Annotated in this window: 17 protein-coding genes; 5 read left to right on the top strand and 12 right to left on the bottom strand. The window is 66.3% G+C overall.

Translation table 11 applies throughout. From position 1 onward, the window contains the following. Positions 1-26 precede the first annotated feature (26 nt). Positions 27-1,406, top strand: coding sequence for a DUF2868 domain-containing protein (locus tag FW760_RS06140; RefSeq protein WP_043860006.1), 1,380 nt, complete (start codon positions 27-29; stop codon positions 1,404-1,406). Beyond that, the gene (locus FW760_RS06145) at positions 1,399-2,763 is read left to right on the top strand and encodes a DUF3482 domain-containing protein (protein WP_058541772.1); all 1,365 of its coding nucleotides are present in this window, start codon (positions 1,399-1,401) and stop codon (positions 2,761-2,763) included. The genes FW760_RS06140 and FW760_RS06145 overlap by 8 nt, the downstream gene beginning before the upstream one ends. A gap of 78 nt (positions 2,764-2,841) precedes the next feature. Here FW760_RS06145 and FW760_RS06150 read toward each other — a convergent pair whose 3' ends face one another. The 6 genes from FW760_RS06150 to FW760_RS06175 all read right to left on the bottom strand — a co-directional run bounded on the left by FW760_RS06150 (position 2,842) and on the right by FW760_RS06175 (position 11,264). Further along, positions 2,842-3,957, bottom strand: a complete 1,116-nt coding sequence (locus FW760_RS06150; RefSeq protein ID WP_446443700.1) for a TIGR03364 family FAD-dependent oxidoreductase — start codon at positions 3,955-3,957, stop codon at positions 2,842-2,844. Positions 3,958-4,064: 107 nt separating this feature from the next. Continuing rightward, positions 4,065-5,090: a putative 2-aminoethylphosphonate ABC transporter substrate-binding protein gene (locus FW760_RS06155; RefSeq protein ID WP_054915526.1), complete on the bottom strand. Its 1,026-nt coding sequence runs from the start codon at positions 5,088-5,090 to the stop codon at positions 4,065-4,067. A gap of 39 nt (positions 5,091-5,129) precedes the next feature. Then, on the bottom strand, positions 5,130-6,848 hold the full coding sequence (locus FW760_RS06160; RefSeq protein ID WP_446443701.1) for a putative 2-aminoethylphosphonate ABC transporter permease subunit: 1,719 nt from the start codon (positions 6,846-6,848) through the stop codon (positions 5,130-5,132). A gap of 1 nt (position 6,849) precedes the next feature. Next, positions 6,850-7,914 carry a putative 2-aminoethylphosphonate ABC transporter ATP-binding protein gene (locus FW760_RS06165; RefSeq protein WP_058541770.1) on the bottom strand — a complete coding sequence of 355 codons (1,065 nt, stop codon included), beginning with the start codon at positions 7,912-7,914 and terminating at the stop codon, positions 6,850-6,852. 180 nt (positions 7,915-8,094) lie between these two features. Next, entirely contained in the window at positions 8,095-8,964 is an 870-nt protein-coding gene (locus FW760_RS06170) for a LysR family transcriptional regulator (RefSeq protein ID WP_043863456.1), read from the bottom strand. An 8-nt stretch (positions 8,965-8,972) separates the two neighbouring features. Continuing rightward, positions 8,973-11,264 carry a heavy metal translocating P-type ATPase gene (locus tag FW760_RS06175; RefSeq protein ID WP_446443702.1) on the bottom strand — a complete coding sequence of 764 codons (2,292 nt, stop codon included), beginning with the start codon at positions 11,262-11,264 and terminating at the stop codon, positions 8,973-8,975. An 84-nt stretch (positions 11,265-11,348) separates the two neighbouring features. Between FW760_RS06175 and cadR the strand changes: the two genes are divergently transcribed. Continuing rightward, positions 11,349-11,792, top strand: a complete 444-nt coding sequence (gene cadR / locus FW760_RS06180; protein ID WP_043863455.1) for a Cd(II)/Pb(II)-responsive transcriptional regulator — start codon at positions 11,349-11,351, stop codon at positions 11,790-11,792. A 93-nt stretch (positions 11,793-11,885) separates the two neighbouring features. Here the strand turns inward: cadR and FW760_RS06185 are convergent, their stop codons facing one another. Genes FW760_RS06185 through FW760_RS06195 form a run of 3 tightly spaced genes read right to left on the bottom strand, consistent with a single transcriptional unit; the run spans position 11,886 to position 14,515 of the window. Beyond that, a complete protein-coding gene (locus FW760_RS06185) occupies positions 11,886-12,857 on the bottom strand; it encodes a thymidylate synthase (RefSeq protein ID WP_043863454.1) in 972 nt (323 codons plus the stop codon). A 48-nt stretch (positions 12,858-12,905) separates the two neighbouring features. Further along, positions 12,906-13,718 (bottom strand): prolipoprotein diacylglyceryl transferase, encoded by an 813-nt coding sequence (lgt, locus tag FW760_RS06190; RefSeq protein ID WP_088514634.1) that lies wholly within the window; start codon positions 13,716-13,718, stop codon positions 12,906-12,908. A 14-nt stretch (positions 13,719-13,732) separates the two neighbouring features. Next, complete coding sequence (locus FW760_RS06195) at positions 13,733-14,515, bottom strand: sulfite exporter TauE/SafE family protein (RefSeq protein ID WP_043863452.1); 783 nt, start codon at positions 14,513-14,515, stop codon at positions 13,733-13,735. Between the two features lie 129 nt (positions 14,516-14,644). On the opposite strand from FW760_RS06195, the gene FW760_RS06200 reads away from it, so the two are divergent. After that, positions 14,645-15,391 carry an NRDE family protein gene (locus tag FW760_RS06200; protein ID WP_116052393.1) on the top strand — a complete coding sequence of 249 codons (747 nt, stop codon included), beginning with the start codon at positions 14,645-14,647 and terminating at the stop codon, positions 15,389-15,391. Positions 15,392-15,501: 110 nt separating this feature from the next. On the opposite strand, the gene ptsP is transcribed toward FW760_RS06200, so the two are convergent. Together ptsP and FW760_RS06210 are read right to left on the bottom strand one after the other, a co-directional pair. Beyond that, a complete protein-coding gene (gene ptsP / locus FW760_RS06205; RefSeq protein ID WP_446443703.1) occupies positions 15,502-17,781 on the bottom strand; it encodes a phosphoenolpyruvate--protein phosphotransferase in 2,280 nt (759 codons plus the stop codon). A 22-nt stretch (positions 17,782-17,803) separates the two neighbouring features. Continuing rightward, positions 17,804-18,283 carry an RNA pyrophosphohydrolase gene (locus FW760_RS06210; RefSeq protein ID WP_043863449.1) on the bottom strand — a complete coding sequence of 160 codons (480 nt, stop codon included), beginning with the start codon at positions 18,281-18,283 and terminating at the stop codon, positions 17,804-17,806. 140 nt (positions 18,284-18,423) lie between these two features. Between FW760_RS06210 and FW760_RS06215 the strand changes: the two genes are divergently transcribed. Then, positions 18,424-19,080: a histidinol-phosphatase gene (locus FW760_RS06215; RefSeq protein WP_446443704.1), complete on the top strand. Its 657-nt coding sequence runs from the start codon at positions 18,424-18,426 to the stop codon at positions 19,078-19,080. A 74-nt stretch (positions 19,081-19,154) separates the two neighbouring features. On the opposite strand, the gene FW760_RS06220 is transcribed toward FW760_RS06215, so the two are convergent. Next, a complete protein-coding gene (locus FW760_RS06220) occupies positions 19,155-19,583 on the bottom strand; it encodes a DUF2269 family protein (protein WP_043863447.1) in 429 nt (142 codons plus the stop codon). Positions 19,584-19,602: the final 19 nt, after the last annotated feature.

The following is a 19,602-nucleotide window of genomic DNA, read 5'->3' on the forward strand; positions in this document are numbered from 1 at the left end:
GCAGTTTTGATCAATGGAAGCTGGGTGTGACTGGACTGACTGACCTGGACAAACGCTGGCTCACCGAAGCCGTGCGCCTGCGTGAAGAACATGCCGGCGCGCTGGAAGACCAGGAAGCCAACCGCCGTGCGCGCCAGCAAGGCGGCGACCTGGCTGCACGCATCGAACACCGCGCCCTGTGGCTGGCCGAACGCGACGGCCTGCGCGCCGCGCTGGGGCGCTGGAAAGCCGGGGCGCGCCTGGCGCTGCTGGCCCTGCTGCTGCTCGCCGTGCTCAGCGGCGCCGGCCTGGCCTTCGCCGGGCTGGGCGACGGCCAGCGCCCGGTCAACGTGTTCTGGGCGCTGGGCAGCCTGCTGGGGCTTAACCTGCTGATGCTGCTGAGCTGGACTCTGGGCTTTGCCCTGGCCGGCGACCATGGCGCCAGCCTGGGGCGGCTGTGGCTATGGCTGAGCGAAAAGTTCGCCCGCGATGCCAAGGCCGCGCATCTGGCCCCAGCCCTGCTGGTACTGCTGCAACGCCAGCGCCTCAACCGCTGGCTGCTCGGCCTGCTGGTGCACGGCCTGTGGCTGCTGGCGCTGGCCAGCGCCCTGGTGGTGATGCTGATGCTGCTGGCCACCCGGCGTTATGGCTTTGTGTGGGAAACCACCATCCTCGACCCCGACACCTTTGTCGGCCTGACCCAGGCCCTCGGCACCCTGCCCGCGCTGCTGGGCTTCAGCGTGCCGGACGCGGCCATGATCCGCGCCAGCGGCGCCAGCCAACCGGCGCTGGAGCTGGCACGCCAGTCGTGGGCCGGCTGGATGCTCGGCGTGCTGGTGGTGTACGGCCTGCTGCCGCGGCTGGTGCTCGCGGCCCTGTGCCTGTGGCGCTGGCACAGCGGGCGCCGGCGCCTGGGGCTGGACCTCAACCTGCCCGGCTACAGCGCCCTGCGCGACGTGCTGATGCCCAGCAGTGAACGCCTGGGGGTCAACGACCCTGCCCCGCAGGCCTTGCCCGAAATCACCCGCAGCGAAGGCGACGCACCGGCCGAGGGCGCCTTGCTGGTGGGCCTGGAGCTCGACGACCAGCGCCCCTGGCCGCCCGCCCTGCCAGCCTCGGTGACCAACGCCGGTATCCTCGACAGCCGCGAATCACGCAACAGGCTGCTCGAACAGCTGAGCCGCTTCCCGCCCGCGCGCCTGGCCATCGCCTGCGACCCGCGCCGCTCGCCCGACCGGGGCAGCCTGGCGCTGCTGGCCGAGCTTGCGCGCAGCGCCGGGGCCACGCGCATCTGGCTGTTGCAGGCGCCACCCGGCCAGGCACTGGACGCCGACCGCCTGGGCGACTGGCACCAGGCGCTGGAGCAACTGGGCCTGGCGTACGCCGACAGTGCCCCCCTCAACTGGCTGGAGCATGGCCATGACTAAGCCGTTGAAACTGGCCGTGGTCGGCCACACCAACGTCGGCAAGACCTCGCTGCTGCGCACGCTCACCCGCGACGTGGGTTTCGGCGAAGTCTCGCACCGCCCCAGCACCACCCGGCATGTGGAAGGCGCACGGCTGTCGGTGGAGGGCGAGCCGCTGCTGGAGCTGTACGACACCCCGGGCCTGGAGGATGCCATCGCGCTGCTCGACTACCTGGAGCGTCTCGATCGGCCCGGTGAGCGGCTGGACGGCCCGGCGCGGGTCGAGCGTTTTCTGCAAGGCAACGAGGCGCGCCAGCGCTTCGAGCAGGAGGCCAAGGTGTTGCGCCAGCTGCTGGCCAGTGATGCCGGGCTGTACGTGATCGACGCCCGCGAGCCGGTGCTGGCCAAGTACCGCGATGAACTGGAAGTGCTGGCCGGTTGCGGCAAACCGCTGCTGCCGGTGCTCAACTTCGTGGCCAGCAACGAGCATCGCGAGCCGGACTGGCGCGAGGCCCTGGCACGCCTGGGGCTGCACGCACTGGTGCGCTTCGACAGCGTGGCCCCGCCGCAGGATGGCGAGCAGCGCCTGTACGAAAGCCTGGCCTTGCTGCTGGAGAATGCGCGCCCGGCCTTGCAGCGCCTTATCGATGACCAGCAGGCCCAGCGTGTGGCACGCCAGCACAGCGCCAAGCGCCTGATTGCCGAACTGCTGCTCGATTGCGCGGCGTGCCGGCGTAGCGTGATCGCCAGGCCGGAGGCCGAGGCAGCGGCGATCAGCGAGCTGCATCAGGTGATTCGCCAGCGTGAACAACGCTGCGTCGAGGCGCTGCTCAAGCTGTATGCGTTTCGCAAGGACGACGCCAACACCGGCGAGCTACCGCTGCTGGACGGGCGCTGGGGCGATGACCTGTTCAACCCCGAGACCCTGAAATTACTGGGCGTGCGCCTGGGCAGCGGGGTTGCCGCAGGCGCGGCGGCCGGTGCCGGGGTCGACTTGCTGGTCGGCGGCATCACCCTGGGGGCGGCCGCACTGGCCGGGGCGATTGCCGGGGGTGCGCTGCAGACGGCACGCAGTTACGGTTCGCGGCTGATGGGCAAGCTGAAGGGCCAGCATGAACTGACGGTGGACGACGGGGTGCTGCGTTTGCTGGCGTTGCGTCAGCGTCAGTTGCTGGCGGCGCTGGAGGGGCGCGGGCATGCGGCGACAGCTCGCATCAAGCTGACGTTGCCCAGCGACAAGGGCTGGCGCGAGGGCAAGTTGCCGGAGGCGCTGAGCAAGGCGCGGGCGCACCCGCAGTGGTCGTCAATGAACCCAGGGGCCAAACTCGGGCAGGCGGAGCGGCAGGAGCAGATCGACAGTCTTGTGCAGGAGCTTTAAGGCCAATCGCGGGTCAAGCCCGCTCCCACAGAGAGTGTGCGATCCCTGTGGGAGCGGGCTTGACCCGCGATGGCGGTCTTAGATCAGACGTGCAATATGCCCCTCCGCCAACGCCGGCCCAACGCTCATCCCCACCCCGCTGTGCATCAGCGCCGCACTCACCCCCGGCGCTACCGCCAGCAGCGAAAACGGCCCCGGCCCACCCGAGCCGTACACCCCCTGCCAGCGCTCCAGCACCTCGATGCGCCCACCCAGCGTCTGCTCGGCCAGCTCGATCATCCAGTTGTCCACCTGCTCGGCATTGAACGGCGACGCATCACTGCCGTAGGCATGCGAATCGCCGATGATCAGCTCGCCATGGGGCGTCGGGCTGATCAACAGGTGAATGCCGTTTTCCAGCAGGTGCGGGCTGTCGGCCTGCACCTCGGCGCGCAGGGCCTGCGCCTGCGGCAGGTCGGCATACGCTCCGTAATGCAGGCAGCTCAACCCGGTCAGCAGCGAATGCTGCAGATCCAGGGCGAAGCGTGGCCGGGCGCGCAGCATCTGCAGGCGACATACCTGCGGCTGCAACTGCGCCATCGGCTCGGCGAGCAGCGTCTGGTAGTCGTGCCCGCTGCACACCACGATATGCTCGCCGCTGAAGCGACCGGCGGTGGTGGTCAGAAACCCCGGCTCCACCTCGCGCACCAGCGTGGAAAAGTGGAACTCGACGCCCAGTTGCTCGCGCAGGTAGTTGACCAGCGCAGGGATGGCCTCGCGCGAGTACACCTGCTGATCATCCAGCCCACGCAGGGCGGCGCGATGATGGCGGAACTGGCCGTCGTACAGCGCATCGAGCGCGGCGCCCTGCAGCAGTTCGACCGGGTAGCCGTGCTCGAGTGCACGCCCGTTGCAGAAGGCTTCGAGCAGGTCTTGCTCCAGCGCGGTGCGGGCCAGCAGCAGCGAGCCGTTGCGCTTGAGCGCAAAGCCGGCGTGCTCGGCCCAGTGGGCCCAGATGCCGCGGCTGGCCTTGGCCAGTTCGAGCATCTGGCCGGGTGGCTGGCCGCTGACCAGGGCCTGGCCGAAGTTGCGAATGGAGGCGCCCAGCGGGGTGGCGCTGCGTTCGAACACCTTGACCCGCAGGCCGCGCCGGGCTGCGGCGTAGGCGTGGGACAGGCCGAGGATGCCGGCGCCGACGATGAGAAAATCTGACATGGGGGTTCCCTTGAGATGGTGGTGCGACTTTCGCCGGCAAGGCCGGCTCCTACAGACGACGCAGTCCTGTAGGAGCCGGCCTTGCCGGCGAAGGGAGCGAAGCGGATTTACTGCTGCGCCACCTTCTCCGACTTGCCGTCATAGCGCTTGCGCCACTCGGCCAGAATGCTGTCGCGGTTCTTCGATGCCCAGCCGAAGTCGTTCTTGATCAGACGCTGCTCGTAATCGGCCGGCAACTCGGTCTGCGGCTTGGCAATGCCCGGCTGCGCCAGCACCGCGAAGTTCTCCTTGTACAGCTCCATCGCCGCCGGGCTCGCCGAGAAGTCGGCCAGGCGCTTGGCCGCGGCTTCATGCTGACTGCCCTTGATCAGCGCAGTGGCCTCGATCTCCCAGCCCAGGCCTTCCTTGGGCAGCACGATATCCAGCGGCGCGCCCTGGCGCTTGAGCTGCACCGCCGGGTACTCGAACGAGATGCCGATCGGGAACTCTCCCGCCGCCGCCAGCTTGCACGGCTTGGAACCGGAGTGAACGTACTGGCCGATGTTCTGGTGCAGCTCGTCCATGTACTGCCAGCCCTGCTTCTCGCCGAAGGTCTGCAGCCATGCGCTCACATCCAGAAAACCGGTGCCGGACGACGCCGGGTTGGGCATCACGATCTTGCCCTTGTACTCGGGCTTGGTCAGGTCCTGCCAGCTCACCGGCTTGCTCAGCCCCTGCTTCTCGGCCTCGATGGTGTTGAAGCAGATGGTCGCCGCCCACACGTCCATGCCCACCCACGCCGGCGGGTTGGCCGCATCGCGGTAGTTGGCGCCGATCTTGTCCAGGTCCTTGGGGGCATAGGTCTGCAGCATGCCCTGCTGGTCGAGGATCGCCAGGCTCGACGCCGCCAGGCCCCACACCGCGTCGGCCTGCGGGCGATCCTTCTCGGCCAGCAGCTTGGCGGTGATGATGCCGGTGGAGTCACGCACCCACTTGATCTCGATATCCGGGTTGGCCTTCTCGAAGGCCTGCTTGTAGGTCTTGAGCTGTTCGGCCTCCAGCGCGGTGTACACGGTGAGCTGGGTGTCGGCGGCCTGGGCCTGCACGGTCACGGCAGCGAGCACGGCAGCGGCAAGAGCAAGTGGCTTGAACATGGTGCGGTTCCTTTGAGCAGTACAGGGTTGGAAGAGCAATCAGTGGCCCGGCGCGCGCTGGCGCCAGGCCTGGGAGCGTTTGAGCAGGCCACGCGAGGCCCACGCCAGCAGCAGTGACACGCCGGCGCTGGTGAGCAGGATCAGGGTGGACATGGCGGCGGCACCGCCGACGTTGCCGGCATCGTCCATGTTCAGTACCGCCACCGCGGCCAGGATGGTGTCGGGGCTGTAGAGGAAGATGGCCGCCGACACGGTGGTCATCGCCGAGACGAACAGGTAGCGGATGATGTCCAGCAGCGCTGGCAGGCAGATCGGCACGGTGACCCGCGCAAAGTGGCGGTACAGCGGGGCCTTGAGCGACAGCGCGGCGGCCTCGAACTCGCTGTCGAGCTGGCGCAGTGCAGTGGTGGCGGTCATCTGCGCGGTGGTCAGGTAGTGCGCGATGGTGCACACCACCAGCAGCGTCATGCTGCCGTAGAACACATGCAGCGGGTTGCCCGGCAGGTTGAAGAAGAACACGTAGCCCAGCCCCAGCACCAACCCCGGCACGGCCATCGGCACGAAGCTGAGCAGGCGCAGCAGCAGGTTGAGACGGCCTCTGGTCTTCTCCATCAGGTAGGCGCCGCTGAAGATCACCGCGCTGCCGATCAGGGCGGTGCCCAGCGCCATGGTGATGCTGTTGCGGTAGGCCAGCCAGCCGCCGCCGGCGGTGTCGTCGAACTGGTAGTGCTTGAGCGACAGCGACAGGTTGTAGGGCCAGAACTTGACCAGCGAGGAGTACACCGCCATGCCCACCACCAGCAGCAGAATGGCGCACACCAGCAGCACGATAGCCAGGAAGCACGCATCACGCCGGCGGCTGGGGGCCGGCTCGAACACCTGGGCGCGACCGCTCATGGCATCGCCCTGGCGCCGGCGCAGCCAGGCATCCACCGCAAAGCTGAGCAGCGCCGGCACCAGCAACACCATGCCGATCAGTGCACCACGGCCGAACTGCTGCTGGCCCACCACCGCCTTGTAGGCTTCCAGCGCCAGCACCTGGTAGTCGCCACCCACCACCACCGGCACGCCGAAGTCGGTAATGGTAAGGGTGAACACCAGGCAGAACGCGGCGAACACGGCCTGGCGCGTGGCCGGCCAGGTGATGCTGGTGAACGCGCGGCGTGGCCCGGCGCCCATGCTGGAGGCCGCATCGAACAACCGTGCGTCGGCCAGCGACAGTGCCGAGAGCAGGATCATCAGCGCATGCGGGAAGGTGTAGATGGCCTCGCCCAGCACGATGCCCCAGAAGCCATAGATATTGTCGCTGAGCAGCCCGCGCAGCAGGCCCTGGTTACCGAACAGGTACACCAGCGCGATGGCCGGCAGCATCGAAGGCGCCAGCAGCGGCAGCAGCGAGATCCCGCGCCAGATACGCTTGCCCGGAATCAGCGTGCGTTGCAGCGCATAGGCGAACAGGTAGGCGGTGGGCACCACGATGGCCGCCACGCTCAGCGCGACGGTGAGGCTGTTGCCCAGCAGCCAGTGGAAGTTGGCGCTGGCGAACAGTTCGCGGGCCGCGACCAGCCCGCCGCCCTGCCCGGCATCGCTGCTGAAGCCGCGCCAGAAGATCGCCAGCAACGGCAGCAGCACCGCGACGGTCAGCAGCACCAGCAACAGCCATTTGCCGCCGGTCACGAACAGGCGATCACCCAGCGCGACGCCGCCGGTGGTCTTGGCCTTCGCAGGTACGATCGGCAGGCTCATCGGCGCGCCCATGTCAGGCAAACACCTGCAGGCTGCGCGGCGGCAAGGCCACCCAGATATCCTGCGAGCCCAGGCGCGGCATCGATTCGGGCGCCACCTCGGCGGTGAGTGCGTGGCCGGGCAGTTGGTTGAACTCGAAACTCATGCGGCAGCGATTGCCGAGGAAGGTGATTTCCCGCACGCGGGCCGGGAACAGGTTTTCTTCATGCACCGGCGGGTTGACGCTGATCGCCTCGGGGCGGCAGAACAACCGGCCACTGTTGGCCGCGCCCGCACCGGGGGCCAGGCGCAGGTTCATGTCACCCACCTGGGCATGGCTGTCGCTGCGCTGCTGGAATGGCAGCCAGTTGCCCTGGCCGACGAACTCGGCCACGAACGGCGTGGCCGGCTTGTCGTAGATGGCCTGCGGGGTGTCGTACTGCTCGACCTGGCCGTTGTTCATCACCGCAATGCGGTCGGCCATGAGCATGGCCTCGTCCTGGTTGTGGGTGACCATCAGGGTGGTGATGCCAAGCTGGCGTTGCAACTGACGCAGCTCGCTGCACAGGTGGTCGCGCACGCGGGCATCGAGGGCCGACATGGGTTCGTCGAGCAGCAGCAAGGAGGGTGCCGGGGCGAGTGCGCGGGCCAGGGCCACACGTTGTTGCTGGCCGCCGGAGAGCTGGCCGGGGTACTTCTTCTCGCTGCCGCGCAGGCCGACCAGGTCGAGCATGTCGGCCACGCGCTGACGGGATTCGTCGCGGCTGCTGGCGGTCAGGCCGTAGGCGATGTTGGCTTCGACGGTGAGGTTGGGGAACAGCGCGTAGGACTGGAACAGAATGCCGTAGTCGCGGGCCTGGGGCGGCAGCTCGGAAATGTCGCGGTCACCGATGTAGAGGGTGCCACGGTCCTGGCGTTCGAGCCCGGCGATGCAGCGCAGCAGGGTGGTCTTGCCGCAGCCGGAAGGGCCGAGCAGGCACACCAGTTCGCCGGCGGCGATGTCCAGGGACACGTCGTGCAGCGCGGTGAAGGCGCCGAAGCGTTTGTGGATGCCGCGCACTTTCATCTGTGCGCCGGGGGTTGCGAGTGCGTTGTTCATGCCGGGACCTCACTGAACGAGTGAGGGCCATGCTAGGCGGGCAATGCGAAGGTTCTGTGGCGGTGGGGCAAAAGCGGATGATAGTGGTATAGGCAGATTTTGTAGGGCTGCTGCGCAGCCCATCGCGGGTCAAGCCCGCTCCCACAACGATCTTGTGGGAGCGGGCTTGACCCGCGATGGCTATGGACCAGACGCCGATACTTCCTGGGCCAGGCCGAGAAAGGCAGCAGGCAACCGCGCCTGGCGCCGTTCCTTGAGGCAGTACAGGTACTCATGCATCACCGGCGCACCCTCCAGCGCCAGCACCTTCAGCTCCGGGTTATGCGGCACCTCGTGGCGGGCGATGATGCTGATGCCGATGTTGCGCAGCACCGCCTCGCGGATCGATTCGCGGCTGCCGATCTCCAGCAGCGAGCCCACCTTAACCCCCGCCTCGTCGAGCATCTGCTCGGTGAGCCGGCGCGTGGTCGAGCCCTGTTCGCGCATCAGCAGGCAATGCCCGCCCAGCGCACTCAGCGGCACCGCCTCACGCGAGGCCAGGGGATGGTTGCGGTGCACTGCCACCACCAGCGGGTCGACGCCCAGCACCCGCCGCACCAGCCGCGCATCCTCCACCAGCTGTGACGAGGCGGCCATGTCCACGCGGTAATCCTCCAGCCACTCCAGCACCTGCTGCGAGTTGCCGATCTCCACCGACAGCTCCACCTGCGGCAGGCGCTCGCGGAAGATCTTCACCAGGTCGAGAATGTAGTACGGCGCGGTGGCCGCAATGCGCAGGCCACCCTGCCCCTGGCCGCTGTTGCGCAGGAAGAACTCGATATCCGACTCCTGCTGCATCAGCGCCTTGACCATCGGCATCAGCCGCGTGCCGTCGTCGCTCAGGGTCAGGCGGCGACCGCCGCGAAAGAACAGCTCGACCCCATACTGGGCCTCCAGGTTGCGGATCTGCGTGGTCACCGTCGGCTGGCTGAGCCCGAGTTTCTTCGCCGCCAGAGTAATGCTGCCCAGGCGGGCCACCATGTAGAACGCCTTCAACTCGGAACTCAACATACCGCCTCTTACTTTCTGAGCAGGCGCAAGCCGTTGAATACCACCAGCAAGCTCACGCCCATGTCGGCGAACACCGCCATCCACAAGGTCGCCATGCCGGTGAAGGTGATCGCCAGGAAGATCGCCTTGATGCCCAGGGCCAGAACGATGTTCTGCACCAGGATCGCCGCGCTTTGCCGCGAGAGCCTGACGAACGCCGGGATTTTGCGCAAGTCGTCATCCATCAGTGCCACGTCTGCGGTTTCGATGGCGGTGTCGGTACCGGCCGCCGCCATGGCAAACCCGATCTCGGCGCGCGCCAGCGCCGGGGCATCGTTGATGCCGTCGCCGACCATGCCGACCCGATGGCCCTGGGCGTACAGGTCTTCGATGGCCTTGAGCTTGTCGGCCGGCAGCAGGTTGCCGCGAGCCTCATCGATGCCCACCTGCGCGGCGATGGCCTCGGCGGTGTGCGGATTGTCGCCGGTGAGCATGACGGTCTTGATACCCAGTGCATGCAACTGCGCAATCGCCTCGCGGCTGCTTTCCTTGACCGTATCGGCCACGGCGAACAGCGCCAGCGGGCCGGAGGCGTCGAGCAGCAGCACCACGGTCTTGCCCTGGCGCTCCAGCTCATCGAGCTGGGCTTCCAGTTCGGGCGAGCACAGGCCCAGTTCCTCGACCAGGCGATGGTTGCCCAGGTGGTACAGCACGCCGTCGATCTTGCCGCCCACGCCACGGCCCATCAGGGCCTGGAACTCGCTGACCTCGGCCAGCGGCTGATCGGCGTACTGCTGTGCGATGGCCATCGACACCGGGTGATCGGAACGAGCGCCCAGGCTCGCGGCGATGTGCTGGGCGCGGCCTTCGAAGCGCGCATCGAGCACGCGGTAGTCGGTTTGCACCGGTTTGCCGTGGGTGATGGTGCCGGTCTTGTCCAGCGCCAGGAAGCTGAGCTTGCGCCCGCCCTCCAGGTACACGCCGCCCTTGATCAGGATGCCCTTGCGCGCTGCGGCGGCCAGGCCGCTGACGATGGTCACCGGGGTCGAAATCACCAGCGCGCACGGGCACGCCACCACCAGCAGCACCAGCGCACGGTAGATCCAGTCGAACCACAGGCCGCCGAAGAACAGCGGTGCCACCACGGCCACCGCCAGTGCCAGCACGAACACCACCGGGGTGTAGATGCGCGAGAACTGGTCAACGAAGCGCTGGGTCGGGGCACGGGCGCCCTGGGCTTGCTCCACGGCCTTGATGATGCGGGCCAGGGTCGACTGGCCGGCGGCGGCGGTCACTCGGTACTCCAGCGCACCAGACTGGTTGATGGTGCCGGCGAACACCTTGTCGCCGGGGCCCTTCTCCACCGGCAGGCTTTCGCCGGTGATCGGCGCCTGGTCGATGCTGGACTGGCCTTGCAGCACTTCGCCGTCCAGGCCGATACGTTCGCCTGGGCGCACGCGCACGGTGGCGCCAAGGGCCACCTGGCGCACGTCGACCTCCTGCCATTGGCCGTTGGCTTGGCGCACGGTGGCCAGGTCCGGGGCCAGTTGCATCAGGCCGCCGATGGCGTTGCGTGCACGGTCCAGCGAGCGCGCCTCGATCAGTTCGGCCAAGGTGAACAGCACCATCACCATGGCCGCTTCCGGCCACTGGCCGATCAGCACGGCGCCGGTCACGGCGATGCTCATCAGTGCGTTGATGTTCAGGTTGCGGTTCTTCAGGGCAATCCAGCCCTTCTTGTAGGTGCCCAGGCCGCAGCCGAGGATGGCCGCCAGCGCCAGCAGGGCCACGGCCCATTCCGGGGCGGCATTGGTAAAGTGGACGATCTCGGCGGCGAGTGCGGCGACACCGGACAGCGCCAGCGGCCACCAGGGTTTCTTCGGCGCAGCCACTGCGTCGCTGCCGGCCTCGCCCGCATCGTCGAGCGGTTCGGCGTGCATGCCCAGCGAGGTGATCGCCTGCTCGATGCCGCGGGTGTCGGGGTGGGTATGCATGACGCCGAGGATACGGTTGATCAGGTTGAATTCCAGCTGCTCGACGCCGTCGAGCTTGCCCAGCTTGTTCTGGATCAGGGTCTGCTCGGTCGGGCAGTCCATGGCCTCGATCCGGAAGCGGCTCAGCCGCGCATCGCTGCTGGTGGTTTCACGCAGCTGCACCAGGGCCGGTGCGGCGGCGCCGGAGCAGCAGCTGCCGTGGGCAGGCGCGGCAGGCGCGGGGCTGGCGTGGTCGTGGTCCGCGTGGTCGTGGGCATGATCGTGGCTATGTTCATGCTTGTGATCATGCGCGTGGCCGACGTGGTCGGGGCTGACAGGCTGGTTCATGTGGTTCATCCCTAAAGGTCCTGTTGCCAAGTGAACACCCTGTAGCCACTATAGGGTCAAGCAACCAACCGAGGTATTTTGCAGATGAAGATCGGAGAGCTGGCCAGGGCCACCGACTGCCCGGTGGAAACCATTCGCTACTACGAGCGTGAAAGCCTCTTGCCAGAGCCTGCGCGCAGCGAGGGCAACTACCGGCTGTATACCCAGGCGCACGTGGAGCGGCTGACCTTCATCCGCAACTGCCGCACGTTGGACATGACCCTGGAAGAGATCCGCAGCCTGCTGCGCCTACGCGACAGCCCGGAGGACCAGTGCGAAAGCGTGAATGCGCTGATCGACGAGCATATCCAGCACGTGAAGGCGCGCATCGACGGGTTGGTGGCATTGCAGGGGCAGTTGCTGGAGTTGCGCCAGCATTGCCGGGCGCAGGAAACGCAGTGCTCGATTCTGCAGCATCTGGAGGTGAACGGTGCGGTGACAGCCCCGGAGGCGGAGCATTCGCATGTGGGGCGCAGCCATGGGCACTGACTGAGGGCCCTTTCGCCAGCAAGGCTGGCTCCTACAGGGGATCGCGGTGATCCTTGTAGGAGCCAGCCTTGCTGGCGAAGCGGTATGGCGCGCTTAGACCGCCATCGGCGCCGTCATCGGTGCATGGTGCTCGTAGCCTTCCAGGCTGAAGTCGCTCGGCTCGATCTTCTCCAGCCACTCAGGCTCATACACACCAGTCTTGGCATACTCAGGCACGCGGTCGGAGATCACCAGCTTGGGCGCCGCCAGCGGCTCGCGCTTGAGCTGTTCGGTGAGCATGTCCAGGTGGTTCTCGTACACGTGCGCATCACCGATGAAGTAGGTGAACCAGCGCGGCGTGTAGCCGGTCAGGCGGCCCACCAGCGACAGCAGCGCGGCGCCTTCGGTGAGGTTGAACGGCGTGCCCAGGCCCAGGTCGTTGGAGCGGATGTAGAGGGTCAGGGAAATCTCCTTGGTCTCCACGTTCGGGTGAAACTGATAAAGCAGGTGGCACGGCGGCAACGCCATCTCGTCCAACTGCGCACAGTTCCAGCCATGGAACAGGATGCGGCGGCTGCCCGGGTCGTTGTGGATGGTGTCGATGCACTGGCGAATCTGGTCGATGGCCTTGTACAGCACCACGAACGCCTCGCCCTCTTCTTCTGCCTCGGCAATCTTCACGAAGCCATTGCTCTGCGCCAGCTCGATGGCCGCCGGGTTGCTCAGCGGGATGCGCTTGTAGGCCGGCCACTGGCGCCATTGCACGCCGTAGATCTCGCCCAGGTCGTCATGCCCCTGGCGGAAGGGGTTGGCCAGCCACTGGGCGTTCTCGTTGGCGTTCTGGTCCCAGACCTTGCAGCCCAGTTCACGGAATTCGCCGGCGTTCTTCACGCCACGCAGAAAGCCCACCATTTCGCCGATCGCCGACTTGAACGCCAGACGGCGGGTGGTGATGGCCGGGAAACCCTTCTGCAGGTCGAAACGCAGCATGGCGCCCGGCAGGCTGATGGTGCGCACGCCGGTACGGTTGCCCTGCAGGGTGCCGTTCTCGATCACATCACGCACCAGCTCTAGATATTGCTTCATGTCTTACCTGTCTCGATACCGGCAGGGGCCAGGCCCCTGCCGGGAAAATTAAAGCGCCGCGCCCTTGGCACTCGGCGCGCGGCGGTAGGCCAGCCAGATCAGCGCGATACCGGCGACGATCATCGGCACGCACAGCACCTGACCCATGGTCAGCCAGCCGAAGGCCAGGTAACCCAGCTGCGCATCCGGCACGCGCACGAACTCGACGATGAAGCGGAAGATGCCGTAGAACAGCGCGAACATCCCGGAAACCGCCATGGTCGGGCGCGGTTTGCGCGAGTACAGCCACAGAATCAGGAATAGTGCCACACCTTCCAGGGCGAACTGGTACAGCTGCGACGGGTGACGCGGCAATTGCGCCGGGTCGCTGAACGGCGGGAACACCATGGCCCATGGCACGTCGGTGGCCTTGCCCCACAGCTCGGCGTTGATGAAGTTGCCGATGCGCCCGGCACCCAGGCCGATCGGCACCAGCGGCGCAACGAAGTCCATCAGCTCGAAGAACGACTTGTTGTTGCGCTTGCCGAACCACAGCGCCGCCAGCATCACGCCGATGAAGCCGCCATGGAACGACATGCCGCCCTTCCACACCTCGAAGATCAGCGTCGGGTTGGCCAGGTACGCGCTCAGGTCATAGAACAGCACGTAGCCCAGGCGCCCGCCGACGATCACGCCCATGGACAGCCAGAACACCAGGTCGGAGAGTTTCTCGCGGCTCCAGGTGGGGTCGAAGCGGTGCAGCCGGCGCGACGCCAGCAGCCACGCGCCGCCGATGCCGATCAGGTACATCAGGCCGTACCAGTGGATTTTCAGCGGCCCGATGGCCAGTGCCACGGGATCGATCTGCGGGTAAGGCAGCATGGTGACTCCTCTCGTTAAAGCAAAAAGCTCAGGCCTACACAGAACAGCAGTGCGGCGAACAGCCGCTTGAGCAGGCGTGGCGACAGTTTATGCGCCAGGCGCGCACCGAAACGGGCAAAGAACATGCTGGTCAGGGCAATCCCGAGCAGCGCCGGCAAATACACGAAGCCCAGGCTGTTGGGCGGCAGGTGCGCCTCGTCCCAGCCCAGCACGATGAAACTCAGGGCACTGGCCACCGCAATCGGAAAACCACAGGCCGAGGACGTGGCCACCGCCTGCTGCATGGGCAGGCTGCGCCAGGTCAGGAAGGGCACGGTGAGCGAGCCGCCGCCGATGCCGAAGATCGCCGAGGCCCAGCCCACCACGCCGCCGGCGGCGGTCAGGCCAAGCTTGCCGGGTACGCCGCGGCTGGCCTTGGGCTTGAGGTCCAGGGCCATCTGCACGGCCACCAGCAGGGCGAACACGCCGATGATCTTCTGCAGGTGCGGGCCCTGGATCAGCGAGGCGGTCTTGGCCCCTACCCCGGCGCCGAGCAGGATGCCCACGGTCATCCACACGAAGATCGGCCACTGCACCGCACCACGGCGGTGGTGCTCGAGGATGGCGTTGACCGAGGTGAAGACAATGGTCGCCAGCGACGTGCCGACTGCCAGGTGGGTCAGCACCGAGGCGTCGAAGCCCTGCAGGGTGAAGCTCAGCACCAGCACCGGCACGATGATGATGCCGCCGCCCACGCCGAACAGCCCGGCCAGTACACCTGCACAGGCGCCCAGCACCAGATAGATCACAAATTCCATTGTCGACCCCCAAAATCAGTTCGGCATGGTAACGGAAGGTGGGCCTGTGGCTCTAGTGAAGACACGTTTAGTCGATGGATAGCGAACGCCAGTGTGGGTAGAGTGGCTGAAAACACTGGGAGCGAACCTATGTGTCTGATTGCTTTTGCATGGCGCCCGGGGCATGCCCGGCCGCTGATCGTCGCGGCCAACCGTGACGAGTTCTATGCCCGCCCCAGCCAGGCGCTGGGGGCGTGGGAGGATGCGCCGGGGGTGTATGCCGGACGTGACCTCGAGGCTGGCGGCAGCTGGCTGGGGGTCGGACCGGGCGGGCGCTTTGCGGCGCTGACCAATATTCGGGACCCGCAGCAGGCGCAGGGTGCGCGCTCGCGCGGCGAGCTGGTGGCGGGGTTTCTGCGCGGCGAGCTGGGGGTGGAGGCTTACCTGGACCATGTGGCCAGCCGCAGCAGCCAGTATTCGGGATTCAACCTGCTGGTAGGGGACGCTGGGCAGCTGGGGTACCTGAATGCGCAGGAGGCGGCGCCGGTGCTGCTGGCCGAGGGGGTGTACGGCTTGTCGAATGCCGGGCTGGATACGCCGTGGCCGAAACTGCTGAAGATGCGGGCTGCGCTCGAAGACCAGCTGCAGGACCCGCGACCACAGCGGCTGCTGGCGTTGCTGGGGGATGAGCAGCAGGCCGAAGAGGCCGAGCTGCCGCAGACCGGTGTGGGGCTGGCGACCGAGCGGTTGCTGTCGAGCGTGTTCATTGCCAGCCAAAACTACGGGACGCGGGCGAGTACGGTGTTGATTGTCGAGGCGGATGGCAGCAGGTTGATGGTGGAGCGCAGCTTCGGGCCGTTTGGGGGGCAGTTGGGCGAGGTCACCTTGCAGGTTTGACGCTTTCGCGGGTCAAGCCCGCTCCCACAGATACAGCACAAGCATCAAGACCGGTGAGATCTCTGTGGGAGCGGGCTTGACCCGCGAAGGGCCGTGAAGCGGCCCCGGCTTCACAGGGTCTTGGAAGCCCCAGGATTGATCATCCGCGACAACCCCAGGTTCTTCAGCGCCAGTTGCAGCGAGCTGTGGATAACCTGCGGGTTATCGATACCCATAGCTTGCTCCAGCAATTCCCTGGATTTGCTCATGCTGATCTGACGCAGCATCCATTTCACTTTCGGCAGGTTGGTGGCGTTCATCGACAGGCTGTCGAAGCCCATGGCCATCAGCAGCACCGCCGCTGCCGGGTCGCCAGCCATCTCGCCACAGATGCTCACCGGCTTGCCCTCGGCATGCGCCGCGGTCACCACGTGCTGCAAGGCCTGCAGCACCGCAGGGTGCAGGTAGTCATAGAGGTCGGCCACCCGCGGGTTGTTGCGGTCGACCGCCAGCAGGTACTGGGTCAGGTCGTTGGACCCCACCGACAGGAAGTCGACCATGCGCGCCAGCTCGCGGGTCTGGTAGACCGCCGCCGGAATCTCGATCATGACCCCCACCGGCGGCATCGGCACGTCGGTGCCTTCGTCGCGCACCTCGCCCCAGGCGCGGTGGATCAGGTGCAATGCCTCTTCCAGTTCGTGTATCCCGGAGATCATCGGCAGCAGGATGCGCAGGTTGTTCAGGCCTTCGCTGGCCTTGAGCATGGCGCGGGTCTGCACCAGGAAGATCTCCGGGTGGTCCAGCGTCACGCGGATACCGCGCCAACCCAGGAACGGGTTGTCCTCCTTGATCGGGAAGTACGACAGCGCCTTGTCACCCCCGATGTCCAGGCTGCGCATAGTCACCGGCAACGGGTGGAAGGCCGCCAGTTGCTCGCGATAGATCGCCAGCTGCTCCTTTTCGCTGGGGAAGCGCTGGTTGATCATGAACGGCACTTCGGTACGGTACAGCCCCACCCCTTCGGCGCCGCGCTGCTGCGCCCGCGCCACGTCGGCCAGCAACCCGGTGTTGACCCACAGCGGCATGCGATAGCCATCGAGCGTCTCGCACGGCAGTTCGCGCAGGGCGTCCAGGCCCTGGGCCAGCTGGCGCTCCTCCTCGACCACTTCGGTGTAGTGCTTGCGCAGCACTTCGCTGGGGTTGGTGTAGACGTCGCCCTTGTAGCCGTCGACGATCATCTGGATGCCGTCGACCTTCGAATACGGCAGATCGACCAGGCCCATCACCGTGGGGATGCCCATGGCACGCGCCAGGATCGCGACGTGGGAGTTGCCCGAGCCGAGAACCGACACCAGCCCCACCAGCTTGCCTTCGGGTACTTCACCGAGCATGGCCGGGGTCAGTTCTTCGCTGATCAGGATGGTGTTGTCGGGGTACACCAGGGTCAGCTGGCGGGCTTCCTGCAGGTAGGCCAGCAGGCGCCGGCCCAGGTCTTTGACATCGGAGGCGCGCTCGCGCAGGTAGGCGTCGTCCATCAGCTCGAAGCGGTTGACGTGCTCGCCCACCACCTGGCGCAAGGCGCCCTGGGCCCACTGGCCGGTCTTGATGACCTCCACCACCTCGCCGCCCAGGGCGACGTCTTCGAGCATCATCAGGTACACGTCGAACAGCGCACGCTCTTCGGGGCGCAGCTGGGTAGCGAGCTTGGCCGAGAGGTTGCGCATGTCGCTGCGCACGCCTTCGAGGGCGTTGTTGAACAGTTTGAGTTCGGCGTCGATGTCGGTGACGGTCTTGTCCGGCACCACGTCCAGGTCGGCCGGCGGCAGCATCACCACCGCCGTACCCACCGCCGCGCCAGGCGAGCCCGGCACGCCGACGAACTTGGCTTCCTGGATACCCTTGCCCTGGCGCCCCAGGCCGCGAATCGAGCCGGTGGCCTCGGCATGGGCGATAACCCCGGCCAGCTGCGCACTCATGGTGACCAGGAAGGCTTCTTCGCCCTCGTCGAACTGGCGACGTTCCTTCTGCTGGATGACCAGCACGCCCACCACGCGGCGGTGGTGGATGATGGGTGCACCGAGGAAGGAGGCAAAGCGCTCTTCGCCGGTTTCGGCAAAGTAGCGATAACGCGGGTGATCGGCGGCGTTTTCCAGGTTCAGCGGTTCTTCGCGGGTACCCACCAGGCCCACCAGGCCTTCGTTGGGGGCCATGCTGACCTTGCCGATGGAGCGCTTGTTCAGGCCCTCGGTGGCCATCAGCACGAAGCGGTTGCTATCCGGGTCGAGCAGGTAGACGGAACACACCTGGCTGCCCATGGCTTCTTTGACGCGTAACACAATGATCCCCAACGCCGTCTTGAGATCCTTGGCGGAGTTAACTTCCTGGACGATCTTGCGCAGCGTATTGAGCATGGCTCGGGGTCGAACTCCGTCGTCAGTCGCGCGCCAGCAGGCGCGGGGCAAGCTCTTTGAGAGCGCGGCGGTAAACCTCGCGCTTGAATGTCACCACCTGGCCCAACGGATACCAATAGCTGACCCAGCGCCACCCATCGAATTCCGGTTTACCGGTCAAATCCATCCGCACCCGCTGCTCGTTGGACACCAGGCGCAGGAGGAACCATTTCTGTTTCTGGCCGATGCACAGCGGTTGGCTGTGGGTACGCACCAGGCGTTGGGGTAAACGATAACGCAACCAGCCACGGGTGCAGGCAAGAATTTCAACATCCTGCCGCTCCAGGCCCACTTCTTCATTCAGCTCGCGGTACAGGGCGTCTTCCGGCGTTTCCTCGGGGTTGATCCCGCCTTGTGGAAACTGCCAGGCATCCTGGTTGATCCGTCGAGCCCATAGCACCTGCCCGAGATCATTGGTCAGAATGATCCCGACATTGGGGCGAAAACCATCGGGGTCGATCACGGCAGCAACCTCGCAAACGCATGTCGCCGCATTGTTCCACAAAGCTTGCAACGCCAGCAACGCGCCGCTCCACCTTATGTGCATAGCAGATAAAAGTCCGTATTCTGTGGGCCTTTTCAGATGTTATGCGAGTGACTTCGATGCGCCTGGCTTTATTCGATCTGGACAACACGCTTCTGGGTGGCGACAGCGACCACACCTGGGGCGATTACCTGTGCGAACGCGGGATTCTCGACCCCATCGCCTACAAGAACCGCAACGATGCGTTCTACCAGGACTACCTGGCCGGCAAGCTGGACCAGGGCGCGTACCTTGAATTCACCCTGGAGATCCTGGCCAGGACCGAAATGGCGCAACTCGACGAATGGCACCGCGACTTCATGCGCGACTGCGTCGAGCCTATCATCCTGCCCCAGGCCCTGGCGCTGCTGCAAAAGCACCGTGACGCGGGCGACAAGCTGGTGATCATCACCGCCACCAACCGCTTCATCACCGGCCCGATTGCCCAGCGCCTGGGCGTTGAGACCTTGCTGGCCACCGAGTGCGAGATGGTCGACGGTCGCTACAGCGGGCGCAGCATCGACGTGCCGTGCTTCCGTGAAGGCAAGGTGACGCGCCTGAACCGCTGGCTCGAAGAGAATGGCTTGAACCTGGACGACAGCTACTTCTATAGCGACTCGATCAACGACCTGCCGCTGCTGGAGCAGGTGGCCAACCCGGTGGCGGTGAACCCGGACCCGACCCTGCGTGCCGAAGCCGAGAAACGCGGCTGGCCGGTGATCAGCCTGCGCGATTGAGGTGTGACCATTCGCCGGCAAGGCCGGCTCCTACAGCGCAACGGGTGTAGGAGCCGGCCTTGCCGGCGAAGGCATCAGACGGGTTTTGCACCCATCAGCCCGGCAATCGCGATGAAGCACACGGCGCAGAACACCGCCAGGCCCAGCGTCACCTTCGGGTTGCCTGCGCCCGGCGCCGTGCGCAGCCGGTTAAGGCGCACACTCAGCCAGAACCAGCAGAACGCCCCCACCGTATAGATCAGGCTGGAGCCCAGCACCCAGGTCTGCCCCAATGGCCAGCCGATCAGGTGCACCAGCCACCAGCCACTGAACGGCATGCTCACCAGGCATACGCCCATCAGCAACCATACGAACAGCAAAGGCCGCTGCAACAGGCGCGTGTGCGCAGTCACGTCACCCTTGCGTCGTGCCAGCCAGACCCACAGCGCCAGGCCCAGGGCACTGCCCAGCAGCACGACCGTGGCCAGCACGTGGGCGATTTTCAGGCTTGTCAGCAATTCCATGTCTTCTTATTCCTCAGGC

The sequence above is a fragment of the Pseudomonas sp. 1176_21 genome, assembly GCF_052850635.1.